The 18984-nt window shown below is 60.7% G+C and carries 17 protein-coding genes; 11 read left to right on the top strand and 6 right to left on the bottom strand.

Going from position 1 to position 18984, the window contains the following annotated elements; translation table 11 throughout:
* The 3 genes from yejB to GZH79_RS12130 all read left to right on the top strand — a co-directional run.
* Nucleotides 1-861, top strand: an 861-nt coding sequence (gene yejB / locus GZH79_RS12140) for a microcin C ABC transporter permease YejB (protein WP_249219147.1), incomplete at its 5' end; no start/stop codon positions are given.
* Between the two features lies 1 nt (nucleotide 862).
* Nucleotides 863-2038 carry an ABC transporter permease gene (locus tag GZH79_RS12135; protein ID WP_211644049.1) on the top strand — a complete coding sequence of 392 codons (1176 nt, stop codon included), beginning with the start codon at nucleotides 863-865 and terminating at the stop codon, nucleotides 2036-2038.
* A complete protein-coding gene (locus GZH79_RS12130) occupies nucleotides 2035-3630 on the top strand; it encodes an ABC transporter ATP-binding protein (protein WP_211644048.1) in 1596 nt (531 codons plus the stop codon). The genes GZH79_RS12135 and GZH79_RS12130 overlap by 4 nt, the downstream gene beginning before the upstream one ends.
* Here the strand turns inward: GZH79_RS12130 and GZH79_RS12125 are convergent.
* Entirely contained in the window at nucleotides 3627-4919 is a 1293-nt protein-coding gene (locus GZH79_RS12125) for a D-alanyl-D-alanine carboxypeptidase family protein (protein ID WP_349291201.1), read from the bottom strand. The two genes, GZH79_RS12130 and GZH79_RS12125, sit on opposite strands and share 4 nt — an antisense overlap.
* A gap of 378 nt (nucleotides 4920-5297) precedes the next feature.
* Between GZH79_RS12125 and clpS the strand changes: the two genes are divergently transcribed.
* The 3 genes from clpS to GZH79_RS12110 are packed head-to-tail and all read left to right on the top strand — an operon-like array spanning nucleotide 5298 to nucleotide 7465.
* Nucleotides 5298-5645: an ATP-dependent Clp protease adapter ClpS gene (gene clpS / locus GZH79_RS12120; RefSeq protein ID WP_211644047.1), complete on the top strand. Its 348-nt coding sequence runs from the start codon at nucleotides 5298-5300 to the stop codon at nucleotides 5643-5645.
* Nucleotides 5646-5666: 21 nt separating this feature from the next.
* Nucleotides 5667-6647 (top strand): methyltransferase, encoded by a 981-nt coding sequence (locus tag GZH79_RS12115; RefSeq protein WP_211644046.1) that lies wholly within the window; start codon nucleotides 5667-5669, stop codon nucleotides 6645-6647.
* An 11-nt stretch (nucleotides 6648-6658) separates the two neighbouring features.
* Entirely contained in the window at nucleotides 6659-7465 is an 807-nt protein-coding gene (locus GZH79_RS12110; protein ID WP_211644045.1) for an SDR family oxidoreductase, read from the top strand.
* Between the two features lies 1 nt (nucleotide 7466).
* On the opposite strand, the gene GZH79_RS12105 is transcribed toward GZH79_RS12110, so the two are convergent.
* Complete coding sequence (locus GZH79_RS12105) at nucleotides 7467-7850, bottom strand: hypothetical protein (protein WP_211644044.1); 384 nt, start codon at nucleotides 7848-7850, stop codon at nucleotides 7467-7469.
* Between the two features lie 83 nt (nucleotides 7851-7933).
* On the opposite strand from GZH79_RS12105, the gene hemF reads away from it, so the two are divergent.
* A complete protein-coding gene (hemF, locus tag GZH79_RS12100; protein ID WP_211644043.1) occupies nucleotides 7934-8824 on the top strand; it encodes an oxygen-dependent coproporphyrinogen oxidase in 891 nt (296 codons plus the stop codon).
* Nucleotides 8825-9020: 196 nt separating this feature from the next.
* The gene (locus GZH79_RS12095; protein ID WP_249219168.1) at nucleotides 9021-9452 is read left to right on the top strand and encodes a cell wall hydrolase; all 432 of its coding nucleotides are present in this window, start codon (nucleotides 9021-9023) and stop codon (nucleotides 9450-9452) included.
* On the opposite strand, the gene hemE is transcribed toward GZH79_RS12095, so the two are convergent.
* Nucleotides 9449-10480, bottom strand: a complete 1032-nt coding sequence (gene hemE / locus GZH79_RS12090) for a uroporphyrinogen decarboxylase (protein ID WP_211644042.1) — start codon at nucleotides 10478-10480, stop codon at nucleotides 9449-9451. The genes GZH79_RS12095 and hemE overlap by 4 nt on opposite strands.
* Nucleotides 10481-10563: 83 nt before the next feature.
* On the opposite strand from hemE, the gene hemC reads away from it, so the two are divergent.
* Both hemC and GZH79_RS12080 read left to right on the top strand, forming a co-directional pair.
* Complete coding sequence (gene hemC / locus GZH79_RS12085; protein WP_211644041.1) at nucleotides 10564-11502, top strand: hydroxymethylbilane synthase; 939 nt, start codon at nucleotides 10564-10566, stop codon at nucleotides 11500-11502.
* Between the two features lie 526 nt (nucleotides 11503-12028).
* A complete protein-coding gene (locus tag GZH79_RS12080) occupies nucleotides 12029-15493 on the top strand; it encodes a class I SAM-dependent DNA methyltransferase (protein ID WP_211644040.1) in 3465 nt (1154 codons plus the stop codon).
* A gap of 30 nt (nucleotides 15494-15523) precedes the next feature.
* Here the strand turns inward: GZH79_RS12080 and GZH79_RS12075 are convergent, their stop codons facing one another.
* Nucleotides 15524-16084 (bottom strand): recombinase family protein, encoded by a 561-nt coding sequence (locus tag GZH79_RS12075; RefSeq protein WP_211644039.1) that lies wholly within the window; start codon nucleotides 16082-16084, stop codon nucleotides 15524-15526.
* Between the two features lie 1606 nt (nucleotides 16085-17690).
* On the opposite strand from GZH79_RS12075, the gene GZH79_RS12065 reads away from it, so the two are divergent.
* The gene (locus GZH79_RS12065; RefSeq protein WP_211644240.1) at nucleotides 17691-17924 is read left to right on the top strand and encodes a hypothetical protein; all 234 of its coding nucleotides are present in this window, start codon (nucleotides 17691-17693) and stop codon (nucleotides 17922-17924) included.
* Here GZH79_RS12065 and GZH79_RS12060 read toward each other — a convergent pair.
* Nucleotides 17863-18066: a Rha family transcriptional regulator gene (locus tag GZH79_RS12060; RefSeq protein WP_249219166.1), complete on the bottom strand. Its 204-nt coding sequence runs from the start codon at nucleotides 18064-18066 to the stop codon at nucleotides 17863-17865. The two genes, GZH79_RS12065 and GZH79_RS12060, sit on opposite strands and share 62 nt — an antisense overlap.
* A gap of 26 nt (nucleotides 18067-18092) precedes the next feature.
* Nucleotides 18093-18473, bottom strand: coding sequence for a Rha family transcriptional regulator (locus GZH79_RS12055; RefSeq protein WP_211644036.1), 381 nt, complete (start codon nucleotides 18471-18473; stop codon nucleotides 18093-18095).
* Nucleotides 18474-18984 lie beyond the last annotated feature (511 nt).

Here is an 18984-nt window from a genome sequence, read left to right as displayed (position 1 = left end):
GTTCTCCCCGCCGATTTCATCGCAGAACTGGAGGCCGAATTTGGGTTCGACAAACCGCCGCTGGAACGGTTCCTGAACATGATGTGGAACTACATGCGGCTGGATTTCGGTGAAAGCTATTTCAGGTCCATCGGGGTGTTCGATCTTGTGGTCGAAAAGCTGCCTGTGTCGATCACGCTGGGCCTGTGGTCCACCCTGATCGCCTATCTGATCTCTATCCCGCTGGGCATTCGCAAGGCGATCCGCGACGGAACGCGGTTCGATACGTGGACCTCTGCCGTGATTATCGTGGGCTATGCGATTCCGGGTTTTTTGTTTGCGATCCTGCTGATCGTGCTGTTTGCCGGCGGCAGTTATTACCAGATTTTCCCGCTGCGGGGTCTGACGTCCAGTGATTTCGACACGCTGTCGCCGCTGGGCAAGGTGATGGATTATCTGTGGCATATCGTGCTGCCGGTGACGGCGCTGACGATTTCGTCGTTTGCAACCCTGACCCTGCTGACAAAGAACAGCTTTCTGGACGAAATCAAAAAGCAGTACGTCATCACGGCCAAGGCAAAGGGGCTGGGCGAACGCCAGATCCTGTATCGCCACGTATTCCGCAACGCCATGCTGATCGTGATTTCGGGCTTTCCGGCCCTGTTCGTCAGCGTGTTCTTCGGTGGCTCGCTGATTATCGAAACGCTGTTTTCGCTGGATGGTCTGGGCCGTCTGGGGTTCGAAGCGGCGGTTGCGCGAGATTATCCGGTCGTGTTCGGCACCTTGTTCGCGTTTTCGTTGCTGGGTTTGGTTGTGGGGATTCTGACCGACCTGACCTATGTGCTGATCGACCCGCGCATCGACTTTGAGGGAAGAGGCTGAGATGAGCCAGACCGAAGCCCAGGACGTCGCAATCACCGGCAATGCCGCCTCTGCGCCCGCACGGCGCAAGCCGCGCCTGTCGCCGCTGAACCAACGGCGCTGGCGTAACTTCAAACGGAACCGCCGCGCGCTTTGGTCGCTGGTCATCTTTGGCGTCCTGTTCGGTCTGTCGCTGTTCGCAGAAGTGCTGGCCAACGACAAACCGCTGCTGGTCAGCTACCGGGGCGAATTGCGCGCGCCGATCCTGAACTTCTATTCAGAACAGGATTTCGGCGGGGATTTCCCGACAGAGGCGGGATATACCGACGTCGAGGTGCAGTGCCTGATTCAGACCGGGGGGCTGATCGATTGTTTCGATGACCCGCAAGGCATGATCGCCGCGGCAGAGGCGGGCACGATCGACGACCCGGAATTTCAGAAAGGCTGGATTCTGTGGCCGCCGATCCCCTATAGCTATGATACGATTGTGGATATTCCCGGGGTCGCGCCGTCTGCCCCTGATGGCAACAACTGGCTGGGGACCGACGACACAAAACGGGATGTGGCGGCACGGGTGATCTACGGGTTTCGTCTGTCGATTCTGTTTGCGCTGATCGTCACGACGGCTGCATCGCTGATCGGGATCGTGGCGGGGGCGGTGCAGGGCTATTTCGGCGGCTGGACGGACCTGATTTTCCAGCGGGTGATCGAGATCTGGAACGGCACGCCGTCGCTGTATGTCATCATCATCGTCTTTGCCATTCTGGGGCGAAGTTTCTGGCTGCTGGTCTTTTTGACCGTGTTGTTCGGCTGGCCCGCACTGGTGGGGGTGGTGCGCGCGGAATTTCTGCGGGCCCGCAATTTCGAATATGTTCGCGCCGCCCGTGCGCTGGGTGTCAGCGACCGCACCATCATGTTCCGCCACATGCTGCCAAACGCCATGGTGGCGACCGTGACGATGCTGCCGTTTCTGGTGACAGGGTCCATCGCCACGCTGGCCAGCCTTGATTTTCTGGGCTTCGGTCTGCCGTCATCGGCCCCGTCGCTGGGCGAATTGACACTGCAGGCCAAACAGAACCTGCAGGCCCCGTGGCTGGGCTTTACCGCCTTTGTCACCTTTGCTGTGATGCTGTCCTTGCTGGTCTTCATCTTTGAAGGCATCCGCGATGCATTCGACCCCAGAAAGACCTTTCAATGACAACTGTCCTGCATGTCGACAACCTGCATGTCCGGTTCCGCCAGGACGGCGAAACCACCCATGCCGTGCGTGGCGTGTCGTTCAGCGTCGCGGCGGGTGAAACCGTTGCATTGGTGGGCGAATCCGGGTCGGGCAAATCCGTGACAGCGCTGTCGACCGTGCAGCTTTTGGGGGATTCTGCCCAGATCGAAGGGTCAATCACCTATGACGGTCGACAGATGGTTGGTGCGTCCGAAAAGGATCTGCGCGCCGTGCGCGGCAACGACATCAGTTTCATCTTTCAGGAACCGATGACATCGCTGAACCCGCTGCACACCATCGAACGGCAGTTGGGCGAATCCATCGAGCTGCACCAGAACCTGCGTGGCGACGCGATCCGCAGCCGCGTGATCCAGATGCTGGAACAGGTCGGCATCCGTGACGCCGAAAGCCGGCTGGGCGCCTATCCGCACCAGTTGTCAGGTGGCCAGCGCCAGCGCGTGATGATCGCAATGGCCCTGCTGAACGGGCCGAACCTGCTGATTGCGGACGAACCGACGACCGCGCTGGATGTGACGATACAGGCGCAGATCCTTGATCTGCTGCAGGACCTCAAGACGGGGTCCGGCCTGTCGATGTTGTTCATTACCCACGACCTGACCATCGTGCGCAAGATCGCGGACCGTGTCTGCGTGATGAAGGACGGCGAAATCGTCGAAACCGGACCCACGTCCGAAATTTTTGCCAATCCGCAGCATCCCTACACCCAGATGCTGCTGGCGGCGGAATCCGTGGGCCTGCCCGCGCCGGTGCCTGATGATGCGCCCGTCGTGGCGCAGACCGACGGGTTAAAGATCTGGTTTCCGATCTATCGCGGTCTGTTGAAACGCACGGCGGGTTACGTCAAGGCGGTCAACGACGCGACGCTGACAGTCAGGGCAGGGGAAACCGTCGGCATCGTGGGCGAATCGGGGTCCGGTAAGACGACGACCGCGCTGGCGATCATGCGTCTGATCCAATCCGAAGGGGCGATCACATTTCAGGATACGCGGATCGACGGGCTGTCACAGCGTCAGATGCGGCCCTACCGCAGTGACGTGCAGATCGTGTTTCAGGACCCCTTTGGCAGCCTGTCGCCGCGCATGACCGTCGAACAGATCATCGCCGAAGGCCTGACGATCCACGACATTGACCCCGACCGCCCCCGCCGCGACATGGTGGCCGAGATCATGACTGAGGTGGGGTTAAGCCCCGATCTGATGGACCGCTATCCGCATGAATTTTCCGGCGGGCAGCGCCAGCGCATCGCCATTGCGCGTGCGATGATCCTGCGGCCGAAACTGGTGGTGCTGGACGAACCGACCAGCGCGCTGGATATGACGGTTCAGGTGCAGATCGTCGATCTGCTGCGCGATCTGCAACAGCGCTACGGGCTGGCCTATATCTTTATCAGCCACGACCTAAAGGTCGTTCGGGCCATGTCGCACAAGGTCATGGTGATGAAACAGGGCGATGTCGTCGAAGCTGGGCCAGCGGCCCAGATATTCGACGCGCCGCAGACAGAATATACCCGAACGCTGATGGATGCGGCCTTTGGCGGGCGGGCGCGCTAGCCTGCGGACCCCAGCATGAAACAGGTCTGGTTGCGGGCCTGTAGCCTGCGGCAGGCCAGATCGGCACCTTCACGGGTCAGACCCATAAAGTTGGCGTCAAACCCGCCTGACCGCTGTGTGACGCGACGCACGGCACCTTCAAGCGTGCTCATTTCGTTCAAGGCGACCTGAATCAGGACTTTTTCCGCCTCGTACCGGGAATTGAACCGCCCGACGTTCACACCCCAATGCCGTCCGCCGGACGTCGAGATGCGTGTGACGACTTCTGGTGCTGGTGCCATTTGCGGGGCAGCGGGGGCGGATGTGACCTGAATGGCCTCTGCCAGTGCACTGGCGATGCTGTCGGTGTTGACGGCCAGCGACGGCGCTTCGGTCAGCGGTCGCAAGGCGGGACGCAGGCTGCGGCTGACGCGGCCCGTGACGCGGACGGTCTTGCCCGATCCGTTCATCGTCGTGGGGCGCGCATTGCTGGCCATTGCAACGGTGTTGTCATTCACGGTTGGCTGTTCTGGACGGTCCAGCGTGGCCATGGCGGGGGCGCGGTTGAACCCCATATCCATCAGTTCCGTCACTTTTGCATTGCGCTGTGCCGTCGACGTTCCACCGAACACAGTGACGATCACACGTTCCTGCCCGCGCTGTGCGGATGCCGTCAGGTTGAACCCTGCCGCGTTGGTAAAGCCGGTCTTGATCCCGTCAGCGCCGCTGTAGGCATTCAGAAACCGGGTATTGGTGTGACTGACCTGGCTGATCCCTGCGTCGGCAGTGCGGCGCGAAAACAGGTTATAGTATTGCGGAAAATCATAAATCACATGGCGGCCCAGCACCGTCATATCGCGGGCGGTCGACATATGCCCCGACTGGGTCAACCCGTGTGCGTTGCGAAACGTGGTATTGGTCATGCCCATGGCGGCGGCGGTGCGGTTCATCCGGGTGGCGAATGCCTCTTCGGAACCGGAAATCGCTTCACCGATGGCGGTGGCGGCGTCGTTGGCGGATTTGACGGCAGCGGCCCGCAAAAGATAGCGAAGCCTGATCGTCTGACCGGCGCGCAGACCCAGCTTTGACGGTGGTTCGCTTGCAGCGTTCGCCGTCACGCGCACTTCGGTGTCCAGCGTGATCTCGCCGCGCTGGATGGCCTGAAATGCGATGTATAGCGTCATCATCTTGGTCAGCGATGCGGGATGCAGCCGGGTGTCGGCATTGCGCGAATGCAGCACTTCCCCAGTGCGGGCATCCATGATCAGCGCTGCATAAGGTGCCGATATCGCAGCCGCCGGGGCGACGATGACGATAAAGAAAACGGCGATAAACGCACGCAATGCGTGGGGGATCGGACGGTTTTGCACGTCACTTGCCTCTTTTTTTGGTCTGCCTCGAAATCCCGGGGTTGTCCCCAGTGATGCCTTGTTGGGATCACGCTAGCATAACTTTGAGAGGCGCGAAAAGTCCCTATTTCAAAAGGGTTTGCCGCGTGTTCTTAAGTCACACCGCGATATCTTGTGGGTCAAGCACCGTTGCCACCCAAATCGGGTAGGTATACCCTGGGTTGTGCGCGGTAAAGGGCCGATCAGGCGCAGTTGTGTCGTTTCGCCGCCGGGGGTTTTCACTTGGGTGTCCGGGGTTATATAGAAAGTCCAACCGATGTGGATCGAACCGGAATTGCAATGCGCTTGAACCAACTGATGATGGCGGACAAGGATGACGACGGCGATGGTCAGGACGACATCGGCGTCGCCTTGAAAACGAAGCCGAAAACAAAACGTCCCCCGTTGTACAAGGTTCTGATCCTGAACGATGATTTCACGCCGATGGAATTCGTCGTCATGGTTCTGGAACGGTTTTTTGGCATGACCCACGCGCAGGCGTTCGACCTGATGCTGACGGTTCATAAACGTGGCGTTGCGGTGGCTGGCGTCTACAGCCACGAAATCGCGGAAACAAAGGTCGCGCAGGTCATGGATTACGCACAGCGCCACCAACACCCCCTGCAATGCACGATGGAGAAGGAATAGCGCCCTGCGCTGTTCCGCCTGATGGCTGCACATTCCCGCCTTGCGACCGCCCTTGATGATGGCGCGATGACACTGCCGGGCGGTGCTGTCACCGTCATGCGTCCGGGGGCCGATTACGATCTTTCGCCCCTGTCAGACCGCGACATCACGATCCAGCACACCCACGCGACAGAGGTCGAAGCCTTCCGTGCCGCAGGCTACACCGTCAGCCGGGATCGGCCTGCTGCCGCGACCACCACCATCGTCGTCGTCCCCCGGTTCAAGGCGCTGGCACGATCAATGATCGCGCAGGCCGCCGCCACATCGGGCATGATTGTCGTCGACGGCCAGCGCAGCGACGGAATCGACAGCCTGTTTCGGGACTGCCGCAAGCGGTTGGGCGACTTGCCGTCGATCACAAAGGCCCATGGCCGCATCTTCTGGTTTGCGGCGACCGATGTCTTTGCCGATTGGGCCGTTTCGGCGCCCGTTGCAAATGTATCCGGTTTCCATACCACCGCCGGTGTGTTCTCGGACGGAGAGGTCGATCGCGGATCTGCATTGCTGGCTGCCGCCTTGCCCGGGAAATTACCCGCCACGATGGCGGATCTGGGGGCCGGATGGGGGTATCTGTCCCGCGCGGTCCTGGACCGCGATGGGGTCAAATCGCTTGCTTTGGTGGAATCCGAAGCACTGGCGCTTGATTGTGCGCGGCTGAACATCGACGACCCGCGCGCCAGTTTTCACTGGGCGGATGCGCTGGCGTTCCGTCCCGAACGCAAGTTCGAGGGGATCGTGATGAACCCGCCGTTCCACACCGGATCAAAGGGCACCCCCGCCTTGGGGCAGGGGTTCATCGTCGCTGCGGCACGTATGCTGGCCCCGCATGGCCAGTTGTGGATGGTCGCCAACCGCCATCTTCCCTACGAAGCGGCCCTGCGCAGCCAGTTCCGGCGCGTTGAAGAATTGCCCGGCGACGGCGCGTTCAAGCTGTTTCATGCGGCCCGCCCCGGCACCCCGTAAGGAGAAATCTGATGTCCTTTTCGATCAAGGGCCGCACGGCCATCGTGACCGGTGCTGCGAATGGCGTGGGACTTGCGGTTGCACGCAGCTTTGTGCGCGCTGGCGCCAAGGTGGTTTTTGCCGATATCGACGAAAACGCATTGGCCGAACAGGTCGGAGAACTGGCGCAGGACGATAACGTCTTGCTGTTTTCAGGCGACCTGCGCGAAAAGCTGGCGGTGGCAAATCTGCTGTCCGCGACGGTCGATGCCTTTGACCGTGTCGATATTCTGGTCAACGCGGCACGGCAGGCGGTGCCGTCCGACCCGCTGGACCCCGACGATACATCGGTCGAAACGATGCTGGAACAAAACCTGATGCTGCCGCTGCGGCTGTCGCAATCGGTCGCGCGGCGGTTCATCAAACAGGCCAAGGACGCCAGCCCCGACGACGTCAGTATCGGGTGCATTGTCAACCTGTCGTCAATTTCAGGCCGCCGGGCGCATCCAGAACTGATGGCATTTTCCATCGCCAGCGCCGCGTTGGAACAGATGACGCGCAGTCTAGCGGTCGCACTTGCGCCCGAAAAGATCCGGGTCAACGCCGTGTCGGTCGGGTCTGTGCTGTCCGCGTCGCTGCGGGGCTGGATCAAGGACCACGAAGACGCGCGCGCCGCCATCATCGACAGCACCCCGATGCACCGCATTGCTAACGCGGCAGAAGTCGCGGACACTGTGCAATATCTGGCGTCCGACGCTGCAAGCTTTGTCACCGGGCAGGTTGTGACTGTCGATGGCGGGCGCACCTTGGTCGATCCTGCCGCCATTTCCGTACACTAGATCAGGTCGGATACATTCGGCGACAGGCGGTGATGGCCGCATCGGTACTGCGCTGCAACTGCGCGCGGGTCGCCAGAAGCTGGTCCAGCGTCGCGCGTTCGTTTTCCAGATTGATCGCTTCTGGGACGCTATAGTTCCGCACCCTGACATCGGTGCAACCGTAGCGGAATCGCCCGTTTGGTTCCGACGTCCTGCAAAACGTCGGTCTGCGGGTGACGCGCTGGCGCGGGTCCAGTGCATAGCCACGGTCCAGATTGGCCTGTGTCTGCTGGATCAAAAAGCCGTTGATCCGCAATTCCTGCGTGGCGTCCGACAGGCATTGTTCCTGCGGTGACGCACAGGCCACGGCCAAAGCAAGCGGGGCAAGCGATAGAAAAGGTCGCATGGGCGAAAATCCTTTGAACGGTCTGGTCGGCCCAGACAGGGCAGGGCATAAGTTGATTTGAAATATCACGGGGACAAGGGCCGATGGCGGATTTGATGGATACCGAAAAGACACGCGCGAGCGTCTGGTTCGAAGACTTGCGCGACCAGATCGTCGCCGCATTTGAAGCCCTTGAAGACAACCAGACCATGGGCCCGACTGCCGACCTGCCAGCGGGCCGGTTCGAACGTACGGTGACGTCGCGCACGTCCGACGACAGCACAGACGCGGGTGGCGGTGTCATGTCGGTGATGCGCGGCGGTCGCGTGTTTGAAAAGGTGGGGGTCAACACGTCCACCGTCTATGGCACATTGGGCGAACCGGCCCAGCGTGCAATGGCCGCGCGCGGTGTGCCGGGCATGGACAGCGATCCGCGCTTTTGGGCGTCGGGCATCAGCCTTGTGGCGCATATGCAAAACCCGCATGCCCCAGCGGTTCATATGAATACCCGCATGTTCTGGACCCCACACGCATGGTGGTTTGGCGGCGGGTCCGATCTGAACCCCTGTATCGAATACGCCGACGACACCGCGCATTTCCATGCGGTCCAGCAACAGCACCTCGATCCGCACGGCACTGATCACTACCCCAAGCTCAAGGCGTGGGCCGACGAATATTTCTACATCCCGCATCGCAACCGCGCGCGGGGTGTCGGCGGCATCTTCATGGACGATTACAACACCGGTGACTGGGACGCCGATTTTGCCCTGACGCAGGACATTGGCCGCGCATTTTTGCCCGCCTATGTGCCGCTGGTCGAACGCCGCCGCGACACGGCATGGACCGATGCGGACAAGGACACCCAGCTAGTCCATCGCGGGCTTTATGCGGAATACAACCTTGTCTACGACCGCGGGACAAAATTTGGCCTGACCACGGGCCACGACGCCAATGCCGTCCTGATGAGCCTGCCGCCGATGGCCAAGTGGGTCTAGGCCAGCGGCAAGTTGACGCCCACCGCCCGGATTGGGGTTGAGCGGGGTTCGCTGCAGCGCCTAATCTGTGCTGCGGGACAACAGGGAATAACCGATGATATCAATGAAAGCGGTGGGGCTGGTCGGGCTGATCGCCCTGACGGCGGGTTGCGGGTTCATGCGCGGGTCTGACCGCGACACCGACGCGCGCGGCGCCATGCGGTTCAGCGCAAAGACGGTGGACTGCATGGAACGGGCGATGTTTTTTGAATCGCACAGGTCCAGCCGTGACGGTCTGGTGGCGGTCGGCAGCGTCGTGATGAACCGTGTCGCATCCGACCAGTTTCCGGATACGGTCTGTGGTGTCGTGTCCCAGAAAAATCAGTTCGCCCCCGGCGTGATGCGCCGCCCGATGACGTCCGACGCAATGCCGCGCGTGCAGGAAGCCGCGCGCGCCGTGCTGGCGGGCGAACGCCACCCGCTGATCGGGGACGCGCAATTCTTTCACGCAGCGACCCACCGTTTTCCCTATGACAACATGCATTATGTGGTCACTGCAGGGGGAAATGCGTTTTATGAAAAACGCAAATCCCATCTGGTGACGCAGCGCGCGCCGCTGCGCGCGATCGAAGGTCTGACCGGCGGCTAGCCGCCGTTGCGGACCGTATCGATCATCAGTTGCACGTTGTCGGGGTTTGCGTCCGGCGTGATCCCGTGGCCAAGGTTGAAGATATGCGGCCCATTGGCAAAGGCGTCGCAGATCGTGCGTGTTTCGCGCACCAGATCGTCGCCGCCCGTGACCATATGGTGTGACGCAAGGTTGCCCTGCACGCAGCCATCGACCTGCACCGCCTGCGCTGCCCAGCCGGGGGTCACGCCGTCGTCCAGTGCGATGCAGTCGGCGCCGGTTGCGCTGTGTAGTCCGGCGTAACGTTCACCCGCACCCCGCGCAAAGGCGATGACGGGCACGCCGGGGTGACGCGCTTTTAGCGCGGCCGTGATCCGGGCGGCGGGCGCGACCGCGTATTTTTCAAAATCCGCGCCCTGCAGCGATCCGGCCCAGCTGTCGAAAATCTTGATCACTTCGGCACCGGCGTCGATCTGTTTGGACAGATAATGGATCGTGCCTTCGGTAATCTTGTCCAGCAGCGCCTCGAACACGGGGCGGTTTTCGGATTTCAGCGCATGCGCCGGTGCCTGATCCGGTGTGCCCTGACCGCCGATCATATAGGTCGCAACCGTCCACGGCGCGCCGGCAAAGCCAATCAGCGTGGTGTCGGCGGGCAATTCACGCGACAGGATTTTCACCGTCTCATAGATCGGTGACAGGGTGGCGTCGATGTCATCGACCGGACCCAGATTGTCCAGTTCCGCCTGGCAGGTGATGGTAGACAGGCGCGGGCCTTCGCCCGTGACGAACCACAGGTCCGCCCCCAACGCCTGCGGCAACAAAAGGATGTCCGCAAACAGGATCGCCGCATCGAACCCGTAGCGGCGGATCGGCTGCAATGTCACCTCTGCCGCCAGTTCGGGATTGTAGCACAGCGACAGGAAATCCCCGGCCTGTGCGCGCGTCGCCTTGTATTCCGGCAGGTAGCGCCCGGCCTGCCGCATCATCCAGATGGGCGGTGTCGCAAGTGTTTCGCCCGCCAGTGCGCGCAGGATGGTCTTTGTCATATCGGCCCCTTTTCAGTCCGGGCTTTGATCCCCCAGCACGGCGAGCGTTGTCAAGCGAACCTGACATGTCTAACAGTTTGCCCATGACATTGAATTTGCCCACCCCCGCCCATGCCTTCAAAATCGGAACCCGCGGCTCTCCGCTTGCACTTGCGCAAGCGCATGAGACGCGCGAACGCCTGTGCAAGGCGTTCGATCTGCCGTTCGAGGCGTTCACCATCGTCGTCATCAAGGTGACGGGCGACCAGATTCTGGACAAGCCGCTGCGCGAAATCGACGGCAAAGGTCTGTTCACCCGTGAAATCGAAGAAGCGCTGCTGGCGGGCGACATCGACATCGCCGTCCATTCGACAAAGGACATGCCCACCCTGCAACCCGGTGGGCTGACGATGAACTGCTATCTGCCGCGTGAAGACGTGCGCGATGCCTTTGTATCACTGAAATACAAAGGTCTGGACGACATGCCCGAAGGGGCCGTTGTTGGCACCTCTTCGACCCGCAGGCGGGCGCAACTGGCCGCGCGGTTCCCGCATCTGAACGTGGTGGAATTTCGCGGCAACGTGCAGACCCGGCTGATGAAGCTGGATCAGGGCGTGGCCGATGCGACATTTCTGGCCACGGCAGGCTTGCGGCGGCTGGGGATGGACGACGTGCCTTATACGCCGATTGACCCCGAACAGATGCTGCCCGCCATCGCGCAGGGCGCCATCGGGATCGAACGCCGCGCGGACGATGACCGCGCCGCACAGATGCTGGCGGCGATCCACGATGTGCCCACAGGCCATCGCCTTGCCGCCGAACGCGCGCTTCTGGCTGGTCTTGACGGATCGTGCGAGACGCCCATTGCGGGGCTTGCCCTGTTGGACGGTGATACGCTGTCGCTGCGTGGCGAAATCCTGCGTCACGATGGCAGCCGGGTGCTGGTCGACAGTGACAGCGGTCCCATCGCAAAAGGCCCGGACATGGGCCGCGCCATGGCCACCCGCCTGCTGGCCGAAGCGGGTGAAGGATTCTTCGACTAGAGCCATCGCCTGCGACCGCCATAGGTGCGACGCGTTGCAGGGTCACCTGCGGCGCACTGCGCCAGATTGTGGGGGAGACTTGAACGCCCGACCACGGGTGGCTTGCTGCGGGCAAACGCCCCGGTCGGCCCGTGGTCGGTGCCGTGCGCCTTAGGTTCGTTCTGATCGGAGGGGTGGTGGCGTGGGGGAGACTTGAACTCCCGACCACGGGTGGCTTGCCGCAGGCAAACGCCCCGGTCGGCCCTTGGTCGATGCCATGCGCATCAGGTTCGTTCTGATCGGAGGGGGTGGTGGCGTGGGGGAGACACGCGAACTGGGTGAATATAGTGCTGATTTCATTTCACTTTTTCCGAATGATCAGACTTTGTGTATGCCAGTTAAGTTACCCAGTGCATAGTGGGCTTCTGCTGGCTGCAGTCCATATCGCACCCACCTTTCATCTTGCATCGATCATTTCTGTTGCTTCGTGCTGGTCACAGCCCGATTTTTCGGCATGATCACCGCAAGTTGTGAGGGGACCATCGCGGTGACTGTGGACGATTTCATCACGCGCTGGCAGGCGTCCGGTGGCAGTGAGCGGGCGAACTTCCAACAGTTCGCGGTAGAGTTGACCCAGCTTCTGGATGTGCCCGGTCCCAAGCCCGCCACGGCTGATGCCCAGAACGATGACTACCGCTTTGAACGCCCCGTCACCTTCATCCACACTGGGGCGCAGACGCGGGGGTTCATCGACCTTTACCGTCGGGGCTGTTTTGTGATGGAGGCTAAGCAGGGCACAGGTCAGACCACTCAGACCGATGACACGCAGCTTGCCTTGATCGCGGACCTTCCAAAAATCCAACGGCAAGGCCACGGCCAACGGGGGTCGAAACGCTGGGACGACACCATGCTGCGGGCCAAGAACCAAGCGGATGGATACGCCCGTGCAGTTGCCCGTGATGATGGCTGGCCACCCTTCCTGATCATAGTGGACGTAGGCCATGTGTTGGAGGTCTACGCCGACTTTTCGGGGCAGGGGCAAGGCTACACCCAGTTTCCGGATGGGGCGCGGTATCGCATCCAACTGGACGACCTGCGCGACCCCAAGACGCTGGACCGCCTGCGGACCATGTGGACAGACCCCCACGCTCTGGACCCCGCCAAGATCAGTGCAGAGGTCACACGTGGCGTGGCCAACCGTCTGGCGGCGCTGGGCCGGTCATTCGAAGGGCAGGGGCACATGCCAGAGGACGTCGCCCGTTTCCTGATGCGGTGCCTATTCACGATGTTTGCCGAAGACGTGGACCTGATCCCGCGCGACTCGTTCTCGGACCTGCTCAAGAAGCTACGCGGTCACCCGGAACACGCCGCCCCGGCTCTCAAAGGGCTATGGGAGGCCATGAACAGCGGCGGCTTCTCTCAGGCCTTGATGATTGATCTCAAGCGGTTCAACGGCGGTCTGTTCAAGGACGCCAGCGCCTTGCCCTTGTCAGAGGTGCAACTGTCGCTGTTGATCGATGCTGCCGACCGCGACTGGAAAGAGGTCGAACCAGCCATCTTTGGCACCCTGCTGGAACGCGCCCTGTCTCCAAAGGACAGGCACAAGCTGGGCGCACATTACACGCCCCGTGCCTATGTAGAACGGCTGGTGAACCCGACCGTGATCGAACCCCTCAGGGCTGACTGGGTTGCCGTACAGGGGGCGGCACTGACGCTGGTGAACCAAGGCCGCGACAAGGATGCGCTGGCAGAGGTTGAGGCGTTCCATCGCCGCCTGTGCGATATCCGTGTGCTGGACCCCGCCTGCGGGTCTGGCAACTTCCTCTATGTCGCGCTGGAGCTTATGAAGCGGCTGGAGGGGGAGGTTACAGCCCTGATGGCCGATCTGGGGCAGGATCAGGTCGCCCTGTCGCTGGAGGGGCACACGGTGGACCCGCATCAGTTCCTGGGGATTGAGTTGAACCCGTGGGCCGCTGCCGTGGCGGAGCTGGTGCTGTGGATCGGCTACCTGCAATGGCATTTTCGGACGCACGGCAAGGCCAGCCCGGCTGAACCCGTCCTGCGCGACTTCAAGAACATCGAAAATCGGGACGCTGTGTTGACGTGGGATGCGATGACGCCCCGGATGGATGCCGATGGTGCGCCTGTGACCCGCTGGGATGGCGAGACGACGATCACCAGCAACATCACGGGCCAGCCTGTGCCGGACCCTGACGCGCGGGTGCAGGTGCATGACTATGCCAGTCCGAAACCCGCCAAGTGGCCAGAGGCTGATTTCATCGTCGGCAACCCGCCGTTCATCGGGGCCAGCCGGATGCGGGATGCGCTGGGCGATGGCTATGCAGAGGCGCTGTGGAAAGCCTATCCAAAGATGCCGCAATCGGCTGATTTCGTCATGTTCTGGTGGGAAAAGGCCGCACTGGCGACCCGCGCCTACAAACCCGCCACCGCCAAGGCAAATGCCAAGGGAACCCGTCGCATGGGTCTGATCACGACCAATTCGCTGCGCCAGACGTTCAACCGCCGTGTGCTGGAACCGCACCTGAACGACCGCAAGACACCGCTGTCGCTGCTGTTCGCCGTGCCGGATCATCCTTGGGTGGATGCAGGGGACGGTGCGGCGGTGCGGATCGCAATGACGGTGGCAGGGCTGGGGAGCGAGCCGGGGCGTTTGTTGACCGTGACTAGGGAGTCGCGGGGGGAGCAAGAGGCAGAAGGCCGCCCAGTGGTTCTTTCGACGGAGAAAGGAAAAATCTTTGCCAATATCAGGATCGGAGCTGACGTCACTGGTGTGCAAGAGCTGGCTGCAAACGGTGGCTTAGCTCACATGGGGGTTAAGTTGCACGGGACTGGCTTCCTGATTTCGGCACAGCAGGCCAAGACTTTCGCCACCGCAAAGGGTTGGACTAACGACCCGCACATCAGGCCCTTCGTCAATGGACGCGATTTGGCACAGCTATCGAGAGGTCTTTTCGTCATCGACTTTTTCGGACAGACGTCCACCGAAGCGTCGAATGACTATCCTCAAGCATACCAGTGGGTTCTGGATCGTGTGAAACCCGAGAGGGATACGAACAATCGAGAAACCTACCGTCGCAACTGGTGGATTTTCGGGGAACCACGGAGTGAACTTCGCCCCGTAATTGCACCACTTGGACGCTACATCGGAACAACGAGGACAGCCAAGCATCGTCTCTTCCAATTCCTCCCTAAAGGCAGTCTCGCCGAAAACGAAGTCATCTGCATAGGTCTGGAAGACAGTTGGGCTTTGTCCGTCCTTAGCAGTCGCCATCACGTAACGTGGTCGCTGGCAACTGGTGGAACCTTGGAAGATAGGCCACGCTACAACCATAGTGTCTGCTTTGAGCCATTTCCGTTTCCGATAACCACCGAAGCTCAAGCGGCTGTCCTCCGCAGCCTTGGTGAGCAACTCGACGCGCATCGCAAAGACCGGCTAGCGGCACATCCCAAGCTGACCCTGACCGGCCTCTACAACGTGCTGGAAAAGGATCGGGCCGGGACGAAGATCGAGGGCCGCGACAAGGAGGTCTATGAACAAGGCCTCGTCGGTATCCTGCGTGACCTGCACGACCGCATCGACGTGGCCGTGGCACAGTCCTACGGCTGGCCTGCGGACCTGTCCGACGACGACATCCTGCATCGCCTTGTGGACCTGAACCGGGAACGTGCAGCAGAGGAGGCGACAGGCATGATCCGTTGGCTGCGCCCCGACTATCAGAACCCGGATGGCAAGGCGGCTGCGGCTAAGGCGGGCCAAGGGGCGATGGACCTCGGGATCGCCGCGACCGCTGCCAAGGCCCCTTGGCCGAAGTCCTTGCCGGACCAGCTCTCAGCCGTTCAGCGCACCTTGGGTGACCTTGGTGTGGCAACCCCCGAACAGGTCGCCCGCCACTTCGCCCGTGGACGTGCTACGACCGTGCAGCCCTTGCTAGAGAGCTTGACCGCCTTGGGACAGGCAAGGATCATCGAAGGAGGTCGGTTCGCGGCCTAGGTGGGACCATAAGGCATAATCCCCCACCGTTCAGGCATCCGCTTCTTGCATGATCCGGTAGACGCTGGCCCTGCCGATCCCCAGCACCTTGGCGATCTCGGTCGCGCCCTTGCCCTCGGCCTTCATGCACAGCACCTGATCGGCCTTGGCCCGTGCCGTGGGCTGACGACCGACATACTTGCCTTCTGCCTTCGCCTTGGCGATCCCTTCGCGCTGACGTTCCAGCATGATCGCCCGCTCGAACTCCGCAATGCCGCCCATCATGGTCAGCAGCAGTTGGCCCGTGGGTGTCGAGGTGTCCATGTTCAGGTCGAGGATGCGCAGGTGAGCGCCCTTGCCTGTGACGCGGTCCTTGATCTCCATCATGTGGGCCACCGACCGGGCCAAACGGTCCAGCTTGGTCACAACCAGCGTGTCGCCTTCACGGATGAAGTCTAAGGCATCTGTCAGCTTGGTGCGGTTGTCCTTGTCCACCGACGACACCTGCTCGGAGAAAATGCGGTCGCACCCTGCTGTTTTCAGGTCACGGTGTTGGGCATCAAGGCCCGCTGTCTGGTCGATGGTGGAGGTCCGGGCGTATCCGACGATCATGGCTGCATCCTGTCTTGCATGGCTCTAAAACGTTGTGATGCACTTGTCTCAAAACGTCAATACCCATTCATGTGGGACGGTCGGGTGAGTGATGGGCACTGACTCACACTGGCAAGGCCTGTGGGACAGTGGCGCTGGGCAGGACACCCCCTCATCCATTAACACGGACCACCTACAGCCCCGCTCTCCAGTGGCGCTGGGCCGCGACATGATGAAGCCTCGGGCCGTGCTGGGGAAAGGCAAAGGGCCTGCCATGGGTGCGCTTGAGGGGGGGCACCGGGGGTCTTGCGCTGATCCATATATCTTATTCTGGCTCTCGGATTTCTGCCAAAAAACATCGGGGGGGGTGGTTGGTGCCAACCTCCGCACTTTGCAAGGGTAAAGTCCAAAATTGGACGATGCCTCGGTGAAGCCATCACGGGTCATTTCGTAGGCGCGGTCGAGGCGGGTTCCGAAGCCAACCTTGATGGCGATTTCAATGGCGTGAAAATTCACTGCAATGGTCGCGGCGTCCGGTTCAGCCAGCAGGCCGTCTATCTGCTTGAGGATGTTATGGTGATCTTTGCCAAAGTAGTCAGCCACATCGCGGCTGGTGGTGATGAAGGTGTCGCCCTTGCGGATCACGACGGGGGTCAGGCTGGTTATTCTAGATTATGCCCCAGCCAAGCGATAGGCGGGCCTGTGGTGCGATCCTCTGCCGTGCCTGTATTTGTGCCTAGCTCTCTCAACAGATGATGAGTCCCAGGTGGCCTGTCAGTGAGTCCTGTGGGTTAGCCCAAGATGTGTGGTCATGGATGAAAAAAACCCCCGCGCCATGCCATGAGGGCAGGACGCAGGGGTGCGATCGGTTGGTGGGGTTGGTGGCACTCAACGCTGGGCCAGTCCTGTGCGGACCTCCGGCGGAGTGCGGCCTCAGCGCAGCGGTGCGGAGGCTGTGACAGGGTGAATGTCTGGAGAAGACCACGATGAACGATCCAAACTAGGACACCCTTGTGGTCAGGTCGAAGGTCACACCTTTCCGGTGGCATCTGACAACTTGGGAAATGGAGAGGTCAGCAAGTGGGACCACTTCATCACCTCTCGCATCCCCAAGGATATCACATCACTATGTTGGGTGAACGACCACCCAGATTACCTCTCCCACTTCTGCTGGGGAGTTCCCTTATCGGGGACGGTGGTCGTTGTCTTTTCCATCGTTCAGCTTTTGGGGGTCTTTCTTTTGTGGATCGTCGTCGGGGTTCATCCCTCATTCACCTCAGTGGGTCTTGGGGAAACTGTGGGTCTTCTGGGTCTCCTGCCCGGCAGACGTTGGGGGTATTCGTTCTCCTCTCTAAAGGATGGGGGTAATCGACAAGTGGCAGGTGACTGTCCCTAGCAAGGGCTGTGGCTTGAACGTTCTGTGATCCATAGGGAACCATACCGGGGGGCTGGCGCTGATCCTCTTATATGATCTGCCGTCTCGGGTTTTTGCTGGAAAACATCCGGGATGGTCCCGTCGTAAATGATGAAGGGTTCAGAGCATGTGGACAGGTGCAAGAGGTTCGATTAGGCAAGTGCATCATTGGCCCGATGCAGGGTCACAAGCGGCGATGGGGGTCGTTGACCGATGTTTTTCACGAAAGTTGGCAATCTTTTGGCGTGGGTCGGCTTCCTCATCGGGCTACTGATGACGGGTGTAGGCTTCTATGTCGCCAGCATCCCAGACGCTGAAATGCGCCTTGCTGCAACTCGTCGATATATCGGTAGTGGATCGTCCGGTGACGCAATCGACCGAGGCATCATGGTGGTCGTTGTTTCGGTCGTGCTTGGCATTTTGTGCAAGATGGCCAGCCGCCGGTAGCAGCCCGCCAAAGCAAATCTGATAGGTTCGGCGGAATAACCTCGGCCAGTGATGCCTGTGCCTTGAGGAAGGCTTCGATCGCATTGAACTGGGTGATGTAGGTCCGCTTGAACGTCAGAGCCTTGGACCCCGTGAAGCCCATTACCAGCTCGGTGAAGCCATCGCGGGTCATTTCGTAGGCGCGGTCGAGGAGGGTTCCGTAGCCGACTGTGGCCTCGATCTCATTGCATCCATAATGGGATTCAATGGATGCGGCCGGGTTCCGTAGCCGACCGTGGTCTCAATCTCAATGGCCCGAAAATTTGGGGCAGTGAAGCCCATGACCAACAGCGTGAAACCATCACGGGTCATTTCGTAGAGGGGCATGGGCCGGGTGCCGAAGCCTGTCTTCTGATCGAAGTTGGAGAGCTGAAAGCATATAGCGGATTTTTCCGCTGTAAGCTGGGCAGCCACTGTGCGGATTGCCTCAAGGACATCCTTGTGCTGCTTGCCGAAGTAGTCAGCCACATCGCGGCTGGTGGTGATGAAGGTGTCGCCCTTGCGGATCACGACGGGGGTCAGGCTGGTTGTCCCAGATCATGGCCTAGCCACGCGATAGGCAAGCCTGTGATGCGATCCTAAGCTGTGTCTGCGGGTGACCTAGCTCTTACCAAAGGATGAGTCCTACGTGGCTTGCCGGTGAGTCCTATGGGCTAGTCCAGGATGTGTGGGCGATGATGAAAAAAACCCCCACGCCGTGCCATGAGGGCAGGACGCAGGGGTGCGGTAGATGGTGGGATGTTGACACTCAACGCTGGGCCAGTCCTGTGCGGACCTCCGGCGGAGTGCGGCCTCAACGCAGCGTTGCGGAGGCTGTGACTGGGTGGCTGTCTGGGAAGACCACGATGAACGATCCCCAGTCGATGGACCTAGGGTGTTTTATTCGGGTGGACCGGGATGGACATGGCCTAGGTCATACCAGAGGAACACCTAAGGGGAGTGTCATGAACTCTGTGTATCTGGTCTGGCGCATGCGGGTTTCAGATACAGTTACGCATTGAAGCGATCTTCGAACATGATA

This window comes from Loktanella sp. SALINAS62, from assembly GCF_018263905.1.
Classification (GTDB): Bacteria; Pseudomonadota; Alphaproteobacteria; order Rhodobacterales; family Rhodobacteraceae; genus Loktanella.
Note: the sequence above shows the minus strand (reverse complement) of the source record. Positions and strands in the feature narration are given on the sequence as shown.

Bases quoted from the DNA above. Each gene is read 5' to 3' on its own strand.
- GZH79_RS12135 (WP_211644049.1), top strand. From the start codon at position 863: ATGAGCCAGACCGAAGCCCAGGACGTCGCAATCACCGGCAATGCCGCC.
- GZH79_RS12130 (WP_211644048.1), top strand. From the start codon at position 2,035: ATGACAACTGTCCTGCATGTCGACAACCTGCATGTCCGGTTCCGCCAG.
- clpS (WP_211644047.1), top strand. From the start codon at position 5,298: ATGCGCTTGAACCAACTGATGATGGCGGACAAGGATGACGACGGCGAT.
- GZH79_RS12115 (WP_211644046.1), top strand. From the start codon at position 5,667: ATGGCTGCACATTCCCGCCTTGCGACCGCCCTTGATGATGGCGCGATG.
- GZH79_RS12110 (WP_211644045.1), top strand. From the start codon at position 6,659: ATGTCCTTTTCGATCAAGGGCCGCACGGCCATCGTGACCGGTGCTGCG.
- GZH79_RS12105 (WP_211644044.1), bottom strand. From the start codon at position 7,850: ATGCGACCTTTTCTATCGCTTGCCCCGCTTGCTTTGGCCGTGGCCTGT.
- hemF (WP_211644043.1), top strand. From the start codon at position 7,934: ATGGCGGATTTGATGGATACCGAAAAGACACGCGCGAGCGTCTGGTTC.
- GZH79_RS12095 (WP_249219168.1), top strand. From the start codon at position 9,021: ATGCGGTTCAGCGCAAAGACGGTGGACTGCATGGAACGGGCGATGTTT.
- hemE (WP_211644042.1), bottom strand. From the start codon at position 10,480: ATGACAAAGACCATCCTGCGCGCACTGGCGGGCGAAACACTTGCGACA.
- hemC (WP_211644041.1), top strand. From the start codon at position 10,564: ATGACATTGAATTTGCCCACCCCCGCCCATGCCTTCAAAATCGGAACC.
- GZH79_RS12075 (WP_211644039.1), bottom strand. From the start codon at position 16,084: ATGATCGTCGGATACGCCCGGACCTCCACCATCGACCAGACAGCGGGC.
- GZH79_RS12065 (WP_211644240.1), top strand. From the start codon at position 17,691: ATGTTTTTCACGAAAGTTGGCAATCTTTTGGCGTGGGTCGGCTTCCTC.
- GZH79_RS12060 (WP_249219166.1), bottom strand. From the start codon at position 18,066: ATGGGCTTCACGGGGTCCAAGGCTCTGACGTTCAAGCGGACCTACATC.